At 65.0% G+C, this 12,703-nt stretch carries 17 protein-coding genes and 1 tRNA gene; 7 read left to right on the top strand and 11 right to left on the bottom strand.

The features are described from left to right. Positions 1-72 precede the first annotated feature (72 nt). Complete coding sequence (gene lepB, locus ACTJLC_RS01430) at positions 73-771, top strand: signal peptidase I (RefSeq protein WP_440843214.1); 699 nt, start codon at positions 73-75, stop codon at positions 769-771. A 38-nt stretch (positions 772-809) separates the two neighbouring features. Here lepB and ACTJLC_RS01425 read toward each other — a convergent pair whose 3' ends face one another. From ACTJLC_RS01425 to ACTJLC_RS01395, 7 genes are all read right to left on the bottom strand, one after another. Continuing rightward, on the bottom strand, positions 810-1,469 hold the full coding sequence (locus ACTJLC_RS01425; RefSeq protein ID WP_073426865.1) for an amino acid ABC transporter permease: 660 nt from the start codon (positions 1,467-1,469) through the stop codon (positions 810-812). Between the two features lie 158 nt (positions 1,470-1,627). Next, positions 1,628-2,431 (bottom strand): cystine ABC transporter substrate-binding protein, encoded by an 804-nt coding sequence (locus ACTJLC_RS01420; protein ID WP_114162312.1) that lies wholly within the window; start codon positions 2,429-2,431, stop codon positions 1,628-1,630. 92 nt (positions 2,432-2,523) lie between these two features. Next, complete coding sequence (locus ACTJLC_RS01415; RefSeq protein WP_440843196.1) at positions 2,524-3,549, bottom strand: quinone-dependent dihydroorotate dehydrogenase; 1,026 nt, start codon at positions 3,547-3,549, stop codon at positions 2,524-2,526. Between the two features lie 203 nt (positions 3,550-3,752). After that, positions 3,753-4,577: an arginyltransferase gene (locus tag ACTJLC_RS01410; protein WP_073426862.1), complete on the bottom strand. Its 825-nt coding sequence runs from the start codon at positions 4,575-4,577 to the stop codon at positions 3,753-3,755. Between the two features lie 114 nt (positions 4,578-4,691). After that, positions 4,692-5,429 carry a leucyl/phenylalanyl-tRNA--protein transferase gene (gene aat / locus ACTJLC_RS01405; RefSeq protein ID WP_073426861.1) on the bottom strand — a complete coding sequence of 246 codons (738 nt, stop codon included), beginning with the start codon at positions 5,427-5,429 and terminating at the stop codon, positions 4,692-4,694. 9 nt (positions 5,430-5,438) lie between these two features. Next, positions 5,439-5,984, bottom strand: a complete 546-nt coding sequence (locus tag ACTJLC_RS01400; protein WP_073426860.1) for an NUDIX hydrolase — start codon at positions 5,982-5,984, stop codon at positions 5,439-5,441. Between the two features lie 205 nt (positions 5,985-6,189). After that, positions 6,190-6,266 (bottom strand) — tRNA-Met (locus ACTJLC_RS01395). 251 nt (positions 6,267-6,517) lie between these two features. On the opposite strand from ACTJLC_RS01395, the gene ACTJLC_RS01390 reads away from it, so the two are divergent. Beyond that, positions 6,518-7,015 carry a heme-degrading domain-containing protein gene (locus ACTJLC_RS01390; RefSeq protein WP_073426859.1) on the top strand — a complete coding sequence of 166 codons (498 nt, stop codon included), beginning with the start codon at positions 6,518-6,520 and terminating at the stop codon, positions 7,013-7,015. Positions 7,016-7,025: 10 nt separating this feature from the next. After that, positions 7,026-7,358 (top strand): DMT family transporter, encoded by a 333-nt coding sequence (locus tag ACTJLC_RS01385; protein ID WP_440843213.1) that lies wholly within the window; start codon positions 7,026-7,028, stop codon positions 7,356-7,358. 28 nt (positions 7,359-7,386) lie between these two features. On the opposite strand, the gene ACTJLC_RS01380 is transcribed toward ACTJLC_RS01385, so the two are convergent. Together ACTJLC_RS01380 and ACTJLC_RS01375 are read right to left on the bottom strand one after the other, a co-directional pair. Then, entirely contained in the window at positions 7,387-7,785 is a 399-nt protein-coding gene (locus ACTJLC_RS01380; RefSeq protein ID WP_073426857.1) for a hypothetical protein, read from the bottom strand. 113 nt (positions 7,786-7,898) lie between these two features. Beyond that, complete coding sequence (locus tag ACTJLC_RS01375) at positions 7,899-8,126, bottom strand: hypothetical protein (RefSeq protein WP_440843216.1); 228 nt, start codon at positions 8,124-8,126, stop codon at positions 7,899-7,901. Between the two features lie 224 nt (positions 8,127-8,350). Between ACTJLC_RS01375 and ACTJLC_RS01370 the strand changes: the two genes are divergently transcribed. The 3 genes from ACTJLC_RS01370 to ACTJLC_RS01360 all read left to right on the top strand — a co-directional run bounded on the left by ACTJLC_RS01370 (position 8,351) and on the right by ACTJLC_RS01360 (position 10,523). After that, the gene (locus ACTJLC_RS01370; protein ID WP_114162316.1) at positions 8,351-8,659 is read left to right on the top strand and encodes a hypothetical protein; all 309 of its coding nucleotides are present in this window, start codon (positions 8,351-8,353) and stop codon (positions 8,657-8,659) included. Continuing rightward, positions 8,659-9,084 carry a DUF1488 domain-containing protein gene (locus ACTJLC_RS01365; RefSeq protein WP_235004786.1) on the top strand — a complete coding sequence of 142 codons (426 nt, stop codon included), beginning with the start codon at positions 8,659-8,661 and terminating at the stop codon, positions 9,082-9,084. The genes ACTJLC_RS01370 and ACTJLC_RS01365 overlap by 1 nt, the downstream gene beginning before the upstream one ends. Before the next feature lie 296 nt (positions 9,085-9,380). Beyond that, positions 9,381-10,523 carry an enoyl-CoA hydratase/isomerase family protein gene (locus tag ACTJLC_RS01360; protein WP_114162317.1) on the top strand — a complete coding sequence of 381 codons (1,143 nt, stop codon included), beginning with the start codon at positions 9,381-9,383 and terminating at the stop codon, positions 10,521-10,523. 56 nt (positions 10,524-10,579) lie between these two features. Here ACTJLC_RS01360 and ACTJLC_RS01355 read toward each other — a convergent pair whose 3' ends face one another. Together ACTJLC_RS01355 and ACTJLC_RS01350 are read right to left on the bottom strand one after the other, a co-directional pair. Continuing rightward, entirely contained in the window at positions 10,580-11,005 is a 426-nt protein-coding gene (locus ACTJLC_RS01355) for a hypothetical protein (RefSeq protein ID WP_073426853.1), read from the bottom strand. A 157-nt stretch (positions 11,006-11,162) separates the two neighbouring features. Beyond that, the gene (locus ACTJLC_RS01350) at positions 11,163-11,330 is read right to left on the bottom strand and encodes a hypothetical protein (protein ID WP_159442539.1); all 168 of its coding nucleotides are present in this window, start codon (positions 11,328-11,330) and stop codon (positions 11,163-11,165) included. 209 nt (positions 11,331-11,539) lie between these two features. Between ACTJLC_RS01350 and ssuD the strand changes: the two genes are divergently transcribed. After that, on the top strand, positions 11,540-12,700 hold the full coding sequence (gene ssuD / locus ACTJLC_RS01345; RefSeq protein ID WP_073426852.1) for an FMNH2-dependent alkanesulfonate monooxygenase: 1,161 nt from the start codon (positions 11,540-11,542) through the stop codon (positions 12,698-12,700). Positions 12,701-12,703 lie beyond the last annotated feature (3 nt).

The following is a 12,703-nucleotide window of genomic DNA, read 5'->3' as shown; positions in this document are numbered from 1 at the left end:
GCGCGCATGCGAGGCGCAAGAATCGTCCGCATGTCCGCAGCTTTCGAACCTCTTCCATGGGAGCCGTCCACGATGCGCATGCTCGGAAAACTTTGGCGCGACAACAAGAGTCCTGTCGCGTTTCTCTTCCTGATGGTGCTGTTTCGCAGCGCCGTGGCCGACTGGAATAGCGTGCCGAGCGGCTCGATGCTGCCGACGATCCGCGAAGGCGACCGGATCTTCGTCGACAAGATGGCCTACGATCTGCGCGTGCCGCTCACGCATATCGCGATCGCGCATCTGCACGAGCCGCAGCGCGGCGATATCGTCACGATCGATTCGTCGGCGGCGCATGACTTGATCGTCAAGCGACTGATCGGCTTGCCCGGCGACAGCGTCGCGATGCGCGACAACGTGCTGTATGTGAACGGCGTGCGCGCCGATTATCAGCCGCTGAAACTAAAGCCGTTGCCTGGCGACACCGCTTCGCCCGGCGACTATCTGCCCGAACGCTTCGAGGGCGTCGCGCATACCGTGCGGCTCGCGCCGAATGCGCCGAGTCCGCGCGACTCGTTCGGGCCGGTGATCGTGCCGCCGGGCGAATATCTGATGCTCGGCGACAATCGCGACAACAGCGCCGATTCGCGTTACTTCGGTTTCTTTCCGCGCAAGGAGTTGATGGGCCGCACGCGCCGCGTGGCGTTCTCGCTCGACCCGGATCGCTACTACGCGCCGCGCTTCGAGCGCTTCGGCGCGCCGCTGGACCCGGTGTCGCCCATGGCGAGCCGTTAGCGAAGCATGAGTGAGCCGCTAGCCGACGCGAGCCTCGCTCAGTGGCGCGAGGGCAGCGCGAGGCGCCGCTCGTACCAGCGCTGCACCCATTCGAGTAGCTGGCACAACACCCAATAAATCGCGGCGGCCGCAAGATACAGCGGCAGCGGCTGATAGGTCGACGCGATGATTTCCTGCGCGCTGCGCAGCAGTTCGGTCACGGTAATCACCGATACCAGCGAGGTGTCCTTGATCAGGCTGATCAAGCTGTTCGACAAACTCGGCACGGCAATGCGCAAGGCTTGCGGCGCGACCACATAGCGCAGCGTCTGACGGCGCGAGAGTCCGAGGCTGTAGGCGGCGAGCCACTGGCCGTTGTGAATGCCGAGGATCGCACCGCGCATGCTCTCCGACAGATACGCCGCCACGTTCGCCGACAATGCGATCACGCCGGCCGGCGTGGGGTCGAGTGAAATGCCGAAACTCGGCAAGCCGTAATAGATCACGAAAATCTGCACGAGCAGCGGCGTGCCGCGCATCACGCTCACGTAGAGGCGCGCGAGCCAGTTGAGCACGCGGTTGTGGCTCACGCCCATCAAGGCGAGCACGGCGCCGGCAAGCAGGCCGAAGAACATCGACAGAACCGCGAACTTGACCGTCAGGACAGCGCCCTGCGCGAGCACGGGAAGCGATTGGACCAGCAGGGAAGTGATGGACATGAGCGGAAGTCGGGTTGGCGCGCAAAGCGCACATCATAAACTTGGGCAGGGGGCGAAGCGCCGTTGATACGCAACGTGGACCGCAAGCAAAACCACACGACACAAAAGCGAAGGGCGGCACCATCGCCGATGCCGCCCTTCGGTTTACCTCGCGCCCGTTACTTGATCGGCTTGCTGACGTCGATGCCGAACCACTTGTCCGAGATCTTCGAGAACGTGCCGTCCGCTTCGAGCTGGATCATTGCTTCGTCGATCGCCTTGGCGAACTTCGGATTGCCCTTTTTGAACGGAATGCCCGACGGGTTGCCCGCGCCGAGGGTTGCGCCCGTGCGCAGCGGCAGTTGCGAGTTCTTCAGCAGATACGCGAGCATCAGGCGGTCGTTGAGCGCCGCGTCCAGCCGGCCGGCGGCCAGATCACGCAGGTATTCGGGCGCGCCCGGGTACGTCTTCACGTCGATGCCCGGCACCGACTTCGCCATGTCCATGTAGTTGGTGCCCAGACCGACGCCGAGCTTCTTGCCCTTCAGTTCGTCGAGCGATTTGAACTGGCGCGAGTCGTCCTTGCGCTGGATCAGTTGCGCGGCCGAGTACGTGTAGGCCGGCGAAAAGTCGAGCGCCTGCTTGCGCGGGTCGGTAATGCCGACCTGGTTGACGATCACGTCGAACTTGCCCGCCTGCAGACCGGCGATGATGCCGCTCCATTCGGTCGTGACGAATTCCGGCTTCACGCCGAGTTTCGCCGCCACCGCCCTGGCGATATCGACGTCGTAGCCGACCAGTTCGCCCGACGGCGCCTTTGAATTGAACGGCGGGAAGGTGCCCTCGAGACCGACGCGCAGCGTGCCGCGTTGCTTGACCTGATCGAACAGATCCTCCGCGTGCGCGGTGACGGAAGTGACGGCGGTGAACGACGCGCCGATCAGACCGGCGACGACAACCTTTTTCAGCAAGCCAAATTTCATCGTGTTCCTTTTTTGTTCGCCTGGCGTTTTAGCAGACGAAAGCTTAACAAAGCAGACTATCGAAACCAAAATACCGTTTGTTCATGCCTATATTACTGACGCAGCGCACGCACGCATTCGCCCACCAGCGCCGGCCCGCGATAGATGAAGCCGGTATAGAGCTGCACCAGCGAGGCTCCCGCCGCGATCTTCGCGCGCGCGTCGTCGCCCGAGAAAATTCCGCCGACGCCGATGATCGGCACGGTCTCGCCGAGTTCGGCGCGCAGCTTGCGGATCACTTCGTTCGACGCGTCGAACACCGGCTTGCCCGACAGGCCGCCGGCCTCGTCGCCGTATTGCATGCCGGCGACCGCCGTGCGCGAGAGCGTGGTGTTGGTCGCGATCACGCCTTCGAAGCGGTGGCGCAAGAGCGTGTCGGCGATCGACTTCACCTGTTCGTCGTCGAGGTCCGGCGCGATCTTCAGCGCGAGCGGCACGAGCTTGCCGTGCATGTCGGCGAGACGCTGCTGCTTGTCCTTGAGCGCCGCGAGCAGCGCGTCGAGTTCGCCCGCGCCTTGCAACTGGCGCAGGTTCTTCGTGTTCGGCGACGAGATGTTGACCGTCACGTAGCTCGCGAACGGGTACACGCGTTCGAGGCAGTACAGATAGTCGTCGGCGGCGCGCTCGATCGGCGTGTCGGCGTTCTTGCCGATGTTCAGCCCGAGAATGCCGCGATAGCGCGCGGCCTGCAGGTTCTTCACGAACTGGTCGACGCCCGCGTTGTTGAAACCCATCCGGTTGATCACGGCGTTCGCCTGCGGTAGACGAAACATGCGCGGACGCGGATTGCCCGGCTGCGCGCGCGGCGTCACCGTGCCGACCTCGATGAAGCCGAAGCCGAGCGCGGCCAGGCCGTCGATGCACGCGCCGTCCTTGTCGAGCCCCGCGGCGAGCCCGACCGGATTGCGGAACGTCAGGCCCATCACGGTGCGCGGCGCATCCGGCACGTGCGGCGCGAGGACGCCGGCGAGGCCGGCGCGGCCGGCCGCGCCGAGCATACGCAAGGTGAGGTGATGAGCGTCTTCCGCGTCCATGCGAAAGAGTTGGGCGCGTACGAGCGGGTAGAGGGAACTGAACACGGGACGAAGCCGGGCGGCCGGAAAATGGGAACCCGCTATTTTACCGGCTTTGGGGTTTCAGGGAGACGCGTTGGAAAGCGGGCGCGCGCCGTTTCATTGCCTGGCCGGTGGGTGGCGAAAGTAGTGCGGTAGCCGTCGCTCGCATGGCGCAGGGGCCGGGCGGCTTGCGAACGTATTCGCGAGCCCGGCGTGCCACCAGACGGTCAAGGCCTGAGCGGTCCGCCGCGCCTGCCGTGAATCGCCAGATCGACCGGCGGCAGATCGACGCCGTTCGGGTCGAGCACTCGCCACGCGCCGTCGATCAAGCCTTCGAGCGGCCGGAAATTCGCTTTGTACGCCATCTTCGGACTCTCGCGAATCCAGTAGCCGAGGTACACGTAGGGCAGCTTCAGGCTGCGCGCCTGCTCGATCTGCCAGTAGATGTTGTAGGTGCCGAAGCTGGTGTGCGGCAGTCCCGGCTCGAAGAACGTGTACACGGACGAGAGTCCGTCGCCGAGAATGTCGATCATGCTGATCATGCGCAGGATGCCGGGCGCGTCCGGTTGATTCGGCAGCGGCTCGCGGAATTCGACCAGCCGCGAGTTGATCCGGCTTTGCAGCAGGAACTGCTCGTATTGATCGCGGCTGTCGCGATCCATGCCGCCGCCCGCATGCCGCGCCGACTGATAGCGCATATAGAGCGCGTAATGCTCTTCGTCGTAATGGAGCGGCGCGACGGTGGCGACCATCTCGCCATGCTTTTTCCAGACCCGCCGTTGCGTGCGGTTCGGCTCGAACCGGTCGACCGGCACGCGCACCGGCACGCATGCGCGGCAACCGTCGCAATAGGGGCGGTAGGTGAACACGCCCGAGCGCCGGAAGCCCGCCTTGACGAGGTCGGTGTAGACGTCGGAGTTGATCAGGTGACTGGGCGTGGCGACTTGCGAGCGCGCGATGCGCCCATCCAGATAACTGCAGGGATAAGGCGCCGTTGCATAAAATTGCAGCGCCGAAAGCGGGGAAAGAGGCAGCTCGTTGGGATGAGTCACGTTGGCAGCTCTCGAAGCGTCTCTGTGATGCAAACCCGGCGCCTTGCGGTTGACGACCCGCGGCTCGTGACCCGCGGCTCGATGGGCGGCGAATCCGGATTCGGCCTGATCTTCCTACGCCGCTCGCGCGAGCACATCGAGCAGCGCGGTCTTGTCGAAACGCCATGGAATCGGCGGTGCCTCAACAGCCGCGCGAACATGCGCGATGAACGCCTTGCGCGCTATCTCGCGACCGCCGAGCGACGCCAGATGCGACGTGTTCTGCTGGCAGTCTATCATTTCTATTTCGTGACGGCGCAAGTGCCCGACAAGCGCGGCCAGCGCCATTTTCGACGCATCGGTGACGTCCGCGAACATCGATTCGCCGAAGAACATCTTGCCGAACGACACGCCGTACAAACCACCCACGCGCTTGCCCTCGAACCACGTTTCGATGCTGTGCGCATCACCGATCCGATGCAGCGACGAATACGCCTCGACCACGTCCGCGGTGATCCAGGTGCCGCGCTGTCCGCGTCGCGGCGCCTGCGCGCACGCGCGCATGACGGCGGCGAAATCATGGTCGACGCGAATCTCCCAGGCGTCGTCGCGCAACACCCGCTTGAGCGTCTTGCGCAGCGACGGCGATACCTTGAATTCGGCGGGGACGAGCACCATGCGGGGATCGGGGCTCCACCACAACACGGGTTGACCGTCGGAGTACCAAGGGAAGATGCCGCGCCGGTAGGCGTCGATGAGGCGCGACGGCAGCAGGTCGCCGCTCGCGGCAAGCAGGCCCGGTGCGCCGCTCGACGCGCCGAGCGCGCGCTCGACGGGCGGGAACGGATCGTCAGGTCCGAGCCAGGGAACCATGCGCGCCGCTCAACCTTCGCGCAGCGAGCGGAAGATGTCGCCCGTGTGCAGGCCGAAGCTGCCGGCGGCGCGGTCGGCGAAGAAGAAACGCAGGGTCTGGCCGACGGTGGGAAAGGCGATCTCGTCCCACGGAATTTCGTGTTCCTCGAAGAGTTGCACTTCGAGACTTTCCTCGCCGGCGGCGATGTCGAGGTCGAGCAGCCGCGCCATGTAGAACAGATGCACCTGATGCACGTGCGGCACGTTCAGCAGCGAGAACAGGTTCTGCACCTCGACGCGCGCGCCGGCTTCTTCCAGCGTTTCGCGCGAGGCGGCCTCGGCCGTGGTTTCACCCATTTCCATGAAGCCTGCCGGCAGCGTCCAGTAGCCGTAGCGCGGTTCGATCGCGCGACGGCACAGCAGCACCTTGTCGTCCCACACCGGGACGGTGCCGACCACGTTGCGCGGATTCTGATAGTGCACCGTGCCGCAACTGCCGCAGACGAAGCGCTCGCGGTTGTCGCCCGGCGGAATGCTCAGGCTGACGCCCTGGCCGCAGACAGAACAGAATTTCATAGGAAGGGGACGAGAAAGGGTGATAGGAGTTTATCACCGGGACGGGGGTTTTCTGACCTCGGCGATGGCCGGGTTGGCGATGCGGTGCCGAGCGCGGCACCGTGAAGAAACATCGGGACGAAACGCGACGAAGTGGCGGGGGAAAACAAAAAAGGCCTGCCGGTTGGGCAAGCCTTCAATGTTGTTTTCGACGTTTCGAGACACTTGGTTGCGGGGGTAGGATTTGAACCTACGACCTTCGGGTTATGAGCCCGACGAGCTGCCAGACTGCTCCACCCCGCGTCCGTCGAAGAAAAGATTATAGAACAATGCGGATGGCCGTGCAATAGCTATTTAAGAGCCGGCTTCAATCGTGCGTGCGCGCCGCTGGCGGCCAGTCTGTGGCGCGCTTCGAAGTCGCGGTGCGCACGGGTGGCGTCGCATGCGGGCAGGCCGTCGCAAGGGGCTGCGCTAGAATCGGGTTCTCTTTCGCGCGGCGCCGCCCAGGCCTTCATCGCCGGCGCACGCTCCAACTCTTTCCTTGCTCGAACCTCATGGACATCGCTCACGATCTGCAGGTGATTACCGCTCAGGAACACGCGCTGGTGTTCCCACGATTCGACGCCGACCGGGCATGGCAGGTCGGCGCCTATCTGCACGAAGTCGCCAAGGCGCGCGGCATCGCGGCCGCCATCGACGTGCGCACCTTCGGTCAGCCGCTGTTCTTCAGTCTGCTCGAGGGCGCGACGCCGGACAACGTCGACTGGGCGCGCCGCAAGGGCAATACGGTTGCGCATTTCCGGCGCAGTTCGTACGCGATCGGCCTGAAGATGCAGCTGGCGGGCAGCACGCTCGCCGACAAGCACGGCTTGCCGGCCGCCGAATACGCGTCGCACGGCGGCGCGTTTCCCTTGACGGTGGCGGGCGCCGGCGTGATCGGCTCGATCACGGTGTCCGGCCTGCCGCAGCGCGCCGATCACGAACTGGTCGTGGAAGCGTTGTGCGCGCACCTCGGCGTCGACTACGGCAAGCTCGCGCTTGCAAAGGCCTGAGGCGATGCGCGTGCCTCCTTATGCGTTGCTCGGCATCGCCATCGTTGCCGAAGTGATTGCCACCTCGGCGATGCGGGCGTCGGAGGGTTTCTCGCGGTTCGTGCCGTCGGCGGTGGTCGTGCTCGGCTACGGCGTCGCGTTCTATTGCCTGTCGCTCACGTTCAAGAGCATTCCGGTCGGCATCGTCTACGCGGTGTGGTCGGGCGCCGGCATCGTGCTGATCACGCTGGTCGCGCTGCTGCTGTACCGCCAGGTGCCCGACGTGCCGGCCGTGATCGGACTCGGACTGATCATTTCGGGCGTCGCGGTGCTGAACATGTTTTCAAAGATGCAGGCGCATTGAATCGTCGCCTGCATGAACGCGCCCGGCGTTATTTGCAGCGCACGATCATCGAACGGTTCTTCACGTTGGCCGAGACGACGTTAGTGATGCTGCCGCCCGCCATGCCGCCTTCGTCGTTGTCTTTCGACACGATGTCGTAGCCGGTCGCGCCGCAGGCGTTGCCGGCTTGCACGTAGCACGAGGCCCAACTGGAAGCGGCGTCGGCGCCGCTGCAGTTCACGGCGAATCCTGTCTGGCCGTTCGGCAGGTTGATCAGCGAAGTGGTGTTCGACGATGCGCAGCCGCCAAGCCCCGTTGCCAGCAATACAGCGGCGGGCAGGGCGGCGAACCGGGACGCCCGGCGGACCCGAGCGAGCGCTACGCTGGCTCGCAGTCGCTGCAAGCGGCCGGCGCGGACAACGAGGCCCAAGTGCGTCATGAAATGCATCGTGATGTTTTCCTTTCAAAGAGAGATCGCGGCCCGCCAGGTACACAGAGAGTGCGCCTGCCCGGCTAGGGCATGTCGATCGTAATGCCCGCCGCGCCGACCAGCCGGCGGCTTTACGTGCCGTTTTCGGTGGCGGCGTCTTCGCAGATGCCGATGGCTTTCGACATGTCGATGCCGTGGCTTTCCGCATAAGCAAACCATGCGTTCGCCGCCTCCGGCTCCGGTAATTCGTAGTTCCGCGGAAAATATTTTCCCATATTGCGCTCGCTGGACTCGAAACCGGGTGACTGCTTCAGCATGGACCATGCCGACGGTCCGTTCGACCGGCGCATGCCGAACAAGTGCGAATCGGCGTCTCGCGCCGCCCGCAACGGGTCATCGGCTCGCAGACGCCGTCACCGCATGCAGGCCGCAGAACTTATCGCCTTGAGGCGCGCCTTACTGATTGACCTGCCGCGAGCGCATGCATGCAACGGCCCGTTCAGATTCACGCGGGCTCGATGCGCTACGGCGGCAGCGTCCGCTTATCACACACAAACCGATACACACAACGAGGAGAGCGAATATGGCTGAACGGGTCAGTGGCCCTTATCGCGGCTACTACATCAGCGCCGCCGCGCGTCTCGTGCCCGCGGCCGATGCGCCGGCCACGGGCGCTGGCACCGGCGTCGGCGTTGACGCAAAGGGCACCGCCAGGAGCGGCACCTACGTCGGCACGGTGAGTCTCGCCGAACTCGGTCCGGACGATCCGCATCGCATCGAAACCCTGCTCGAACTCGGCGACGCACAGCGCTTCGGCAGCGAGGAAGAAGCGCTTGCGTTCGTCGAACAGGCCGCGCGCGATTACGTCGACCGTCTGCTCGGAGGCCATTGATGGCGGCGCGTGAGGTCGAGCAGGACGCCCCGCCAGGCTGGACCGAGGTCCGGCCGCGCGAGTACCATATCGGGGTTGTCCGGAGCCGGCCGGTTCTCGCCGGCGCCGGTTTCCTGCCGGATACTTCTGATGAGGCGACCATGGAAATTCGGTTTCCCGCGGACGCACCTGCTTACCGCGACTCCAATCTGACCGTTGTGTTTCCCGCGCTGGTGGACGGCGAAACGGTGCCGTGCGCCATTTCGGTCGAAGCGCTCGAAGATCACTTCGGCGCCTACTCCGAGGATCCCGAAGGCTGGATGCGTGCGTTCGACGCCGGGCGTCGGCGCATCGAGGCAGTGGCGCGCGAGCACTTGCAGATCAGCAACGGCACGCCCGTGCTGCTCAAGAGCGGCCACTTTCCACCGGGTAACGCGGCGGGTTGAGCGGGCCCGATGCGATTTCATGCGTCGCATCGAACGCCTGGTGGGACGTTGTTGGCAGGTCGTTGGCGGCAAGCATGTCGGCCGAGCAAACGGGCGGCGCACGGGCAACAACTCCGCTGACCCAGCCGTCGATCCAAAGTCCGCGTGGAAGGCCGGCAAGAACCGACATCGGGACGGATGCAGCGCGGCATACCTGCATAACCGCCGAGCCGCCGAACCCGCCGCCAAGGTCAAATCATCGAGTGCGTGATAACGTTCAATCCCAATTCACTTCGCGCCAGCCCGCCTAGCACTCCATGTCCATTTCCACCTCGCCCGCCGTCAGCGACGAAATCGCGACTTACGTAGCCAACCGCATCGGCTTCATCGAACTGGAGAGGCCGAAGGCGCTCAACGCGCTCTCCACCGGCATGATTCGCGCGATGCACGCGGCGCTCGACCAATGGCGCGAGGATCCCGACGTGCTCGCCGTGGTGGTGCGCAGCCAGCACCCGCGCGCGTTCTGCGCGGGCGGCGACGTGCGCTTCCTGTACGAGTCGGCGCAGCGCGGCGAGCAGGACCCGCGCGACACGTTTTTCATCGAGGAATACCGCCTGAATCACGCGATTTTCACGTATCCGAAGCCGTATATCGCGTTGATGAACGGCGTCGTGATGGGCGGCGGCATGGGCATTTCGCAAGGCGCGCACCGCACGGGCGGCCTGCGCGTCGTCACCGATTCGACGAAGATGGCGATGCCCGAGACCCGCATCGGGCTCTTTCCCGATGTCGGCGCGAGCTGGTTTCTGGCCCGCACGCCGGGTGCGATCGGCCGTTATCTCGCGGTAACCGGCGAGGCGATCGGCGCGGCCGACGCGCTTTACGCGGGTCTCGCCGACACCTACATCGAGGACGCGGCGTTGCCCGCGCTAGTCGACACCTTGCGCGGCGAACTGTTCGAGCGAGGCGCGGACGTGGTGGCGTGCGTCGAGCGTGAGACGGCCGCGCATCGGGTCGTGCCGGAGCCCGACGCGTCGCCGCTCGCCAACGCGCGCGCGTTGATCGACCGGCATTTCGCGTTGCCCGAACTCGCGCGGATTCTCGCTTCGCTCGAACGGGCGCGCGACGGCGACGCCGATCCCGACGCCGCCGAATGGGCCGAGCAAACGATCGCCGTGTTGCGCGAACGCTCGCCGTTGTCGATGGCGGTATCGCTGGAAGTGGTGACGCGCGCCGAGGGCTCGATGGCCGACGTGCTGCGCGGCGATCTCGATCTGACGCGCTCATGCTTCTTGCATGGCGATACGATCGAAGGGATTCGCGCGCGCATCATCGACAAGGACAACGCGCCGCGTTGGCGTTTCGATCGCATCGAAGACGTGAGCGCCGCCGAGGTGGAGAAAATGTTCGAAAGCCCGTGGCCGGCCAACGAACATCCGCTGCGCGAATTGCGCGGTTAGGTGTCGGCGTTATTTCGGCGTTATTTCGACATTGACGTTCGGTTCGCTCGGCCCGCTCAGTCGTCGTACTCGCTTGCCATGAACGCGCGCATGAACACCAGCGCGCCCCAGCCCCACATCGCATTCGCCGCGAAACCCACCGCGAGGCGCGGCAGCATGTTGCCGCTCGGCCAGATGCCGCGCAGCGGATCGACCACGAACACGCTCGCCGCCGTCAGCGCGACGCCGCCGAACACGAAGGCCGGCACCCACGGCGCGCGCCTCTCCGGCGCGATGCGCAAGAGCCACGCCATCAGCACGGCCCAGAACGCGCTCCAGATCGCGTTGGCGATGAATTCGGGCAAACCGAGCGGCAAAAACGGCGCGGTCGAAAACCCGGTCGGATCGATTAGCCCGGCTGCGTGCAGCAGCGCCAGCGTCGATTCATGAAAGAAGAGGGATGCCAGAAAACCGGCGACGAACGGCAGGATGAGTTTTTGCATGCATTGCACCGCCAGGGTACAAGCGGTGCGGTTCGCATGGCCTGTACCGGATTATTGGAAACGTGCGCCATTATATCTATGGGTACCCGCTTTCCCGCGTGCATCGAGCGCAACATCCGTATGCTTTAGCGTCGGGCTAATCACGGAAGTGGAAAACCTAAGCTAAAAAAAATCGTTCAAAAGCCGCGGCCCGATCCATAGACTGTTTCTCCATGCAGACGGCGTTTGCCGCCGTCGCCCGTTTAATCGCGCGCATGACGCGCACGTCTCTGTCGAGGGAAGCCGTCGCGATGTCCTGTCTGATGCCGATCTTCAGCCGCGCCACGGCGCACGCGCGTTCGCGGTCGCGCCGCCGATACTAAGCCGCAATACCAAGCCGCCAAGCCGCCAAGCCGCGCCAGGCGCGGCACTTCCGTCTCCCTTGCGCCTGCTTCACCCGGCCGCGCGCCGGCGGGATGCGCGCGGCCGGCGTGTGCGCGGGCGCTTCACGCACCGTCTCCAATCAACGCAGTTTCGAACAGGCAGGAGCAGCAAATGAATGTGTTCTGGTTCATTCCGACTCACGGCGACAGTCGCTATCTCGGTACGTCCCAAGGCGCACGCGCAGCCGATTACGACTACTTCCGGCAGATCGCGATCGCCGCCGATACGCTCGGCTACGAAGGCGTGCTGCTGCCGACGGGCCGCTCGTGCGAGGACGCATGGGTCGTCGCGTCGAGCCTGATCGCCGCGACCCAACGCCTGAAGTTCCTGGTGGCGATCCGTCCGGGCCTTTCGTCGCCGGGTCTCGCCGCGCGCATGGCGGCGACCTTCGACCGGTTGTCGAACGGGCGTCTGCTGATCAACGTCGTGACCGGCGGCGATGCGGCGGAACTGGAAGGCGACGGCGTGTTCGTCGATCACGACACGCGCTATGAAATCACCGACGAATTCCTGCACATCTGGCGCAAGCTGCTCGCCGCTTCGCATACCAACGACGCGATCGCGTTCGACGGCAAGCATCTGAGTTCGAAGGGCGGCAAGGCGTTGTATCCGCCGGTGCAGAAGCCGCATCCGCCGCTGTGGTTCGGCGGTTCGTCGGCGGCGGCGCACGACATCGCGGGCGACCATATCGACACCTATCTGACGTGGGGCGAACCGCCCGCGGCCGTCGCGAGGAAAATCGCCGACATTCGCGCGCGCGCCGCGGCACGCGGCCGCACGATCCGGTTCGGGATTCGTCTGCACGTGATCGTGCGCGAGACCGAGGAAGAAGCATGGGCCGCCGCGGACCAACTGATCAGCAAGCTCGACGACGACACCATCGCACGCGCGCAGGCCTCGTTCTCGAAGATGGATTCCGAAGGACAGCGCCGCATGGCCGCGTTGCACGGCGGCAAGCGCGGCGGGCGCGCCGAGCTCGAGGTGTATCCGAATCTGTGGGCGGGCGTGGGGCTGGTGCGCGGCGGCGCGGGCACGGCGCTGGTCGGCAATCCCGAGCAGGTGGCCGCGCGCATGAAGGAATACGCGGACCTCGGCATCGAGACGTTCATTCTGTCCGGCTATCCGCATCTGGAAGAGTCGTATCGCTTCGCCGAGCTGGTGTTTCCGCTGCTGCCGAACCGGCAGAGCAAGACTTCGAATGGACCGCTGTCGGGGCCGTTCGGCGAGATCGTCGGCAACAACTATCTGCCGAAGGCGGCGAGTTCCAGTTGAGCG

This window comes from Paraburkholderia sp. 22099 (assembly GCF_052045835.1).
Classification (GTDB): Bacteria; Pseudomonadota; Gammaproteobacteria; order Burkholderiales; family Burkholderiaceae; genus Paraburkholderia; species Paraburkholderia terricola.
This window is presented reverse-complemented; position numbering and strand designations above follow the sequence as displayed.

Bases quoted from the DNA above. Each gene is read 5' to 3' on its own strand.
- lepB (WP_440843214.1), top strand. From the start codon at position 73: ATGCGCATGCTCGGAAAACTTTGGCGCGACAACAAGAGTCCTGTCGCG.
- ACTJLC_RS01425 (WP_073426865.1), bottom strand. From the start codon at position 1,469: ATGTCCATCACTTCCCTGCTGGTCCAATCGCTTCCCGTGCTCGCGCAG.
- ACTJLC_RS01420 (WP_114162312.1), bottom strand. From the start codon at position 2,431: ATGAAATTTGGCTTGCTGAAAAAGGTTGTCGTCGCCGGTCTGATCGGC.
- aat (WP_073426861.1), bottom strand. From the start codon at position 5,429: ATGGTTCCCTGGCTCGGACCTGACGATCCGTTCCCGCCCGTCGAGCGC.
- ACTJLC_RS01400 (WP_073426860.1), bottom strand. From the start codon at position 5,984: ATGAAATTCTGTTCTGTCTGCGGCCAGGGCGTCAGCCTGAGCATTCCG.
- ACTJLC_RS01390 (WP_073426859.1), top strand. From the start codon at position 6,518: ATGGACATCGCTCACGATCTGCAGGTGATTACCGCTCAGGAACACGCG.
- ACTJLC_RS01380 (WP_073426857.1), bottom strand. From the start codon at position 7,785: ATGCATTTCATGACGCACTTGGGCCTCGTTGTCCGCGCCGGCCGCTTG.
- ACTJLC_RS01370 (WP_114162316.1), top strand. From the start codon at position 8,351: ATGGCTGAACGGGTCAGTGGCCCTTATCGCGGCTACTACATCAGCGCC.
- ACTJLC_RS01365 (WP_235004786.1), top strand. From the start codon at position 8,659: ATGGCGGCGCGTGAGGTCGAGCAGGACGCCCCGCCAGGCTGGACCGAG.
- ACTJLC_RS01360 (WP_114162317.1), top strand. From the start codon at position 9,381: ATGTCCATTTCCACCTCGCCCGCCGTCAGCGACGAAATCGCGACTTAC.
- ACTJLC_RS01355 (WP_073426853.1), bottom strand. From the start codon at position 11,005: ATGCAAAAACTCATCCTGCCGTTCGTCGCCGGTTTTCTGGCATCCCTC.
- ssuD (WP_073426852.1), top strand. From the start codon at position 11,540: ATGAATGTGTTCTGGTTCATTCCGACTCACGGCGACAGTCGCTATCTC.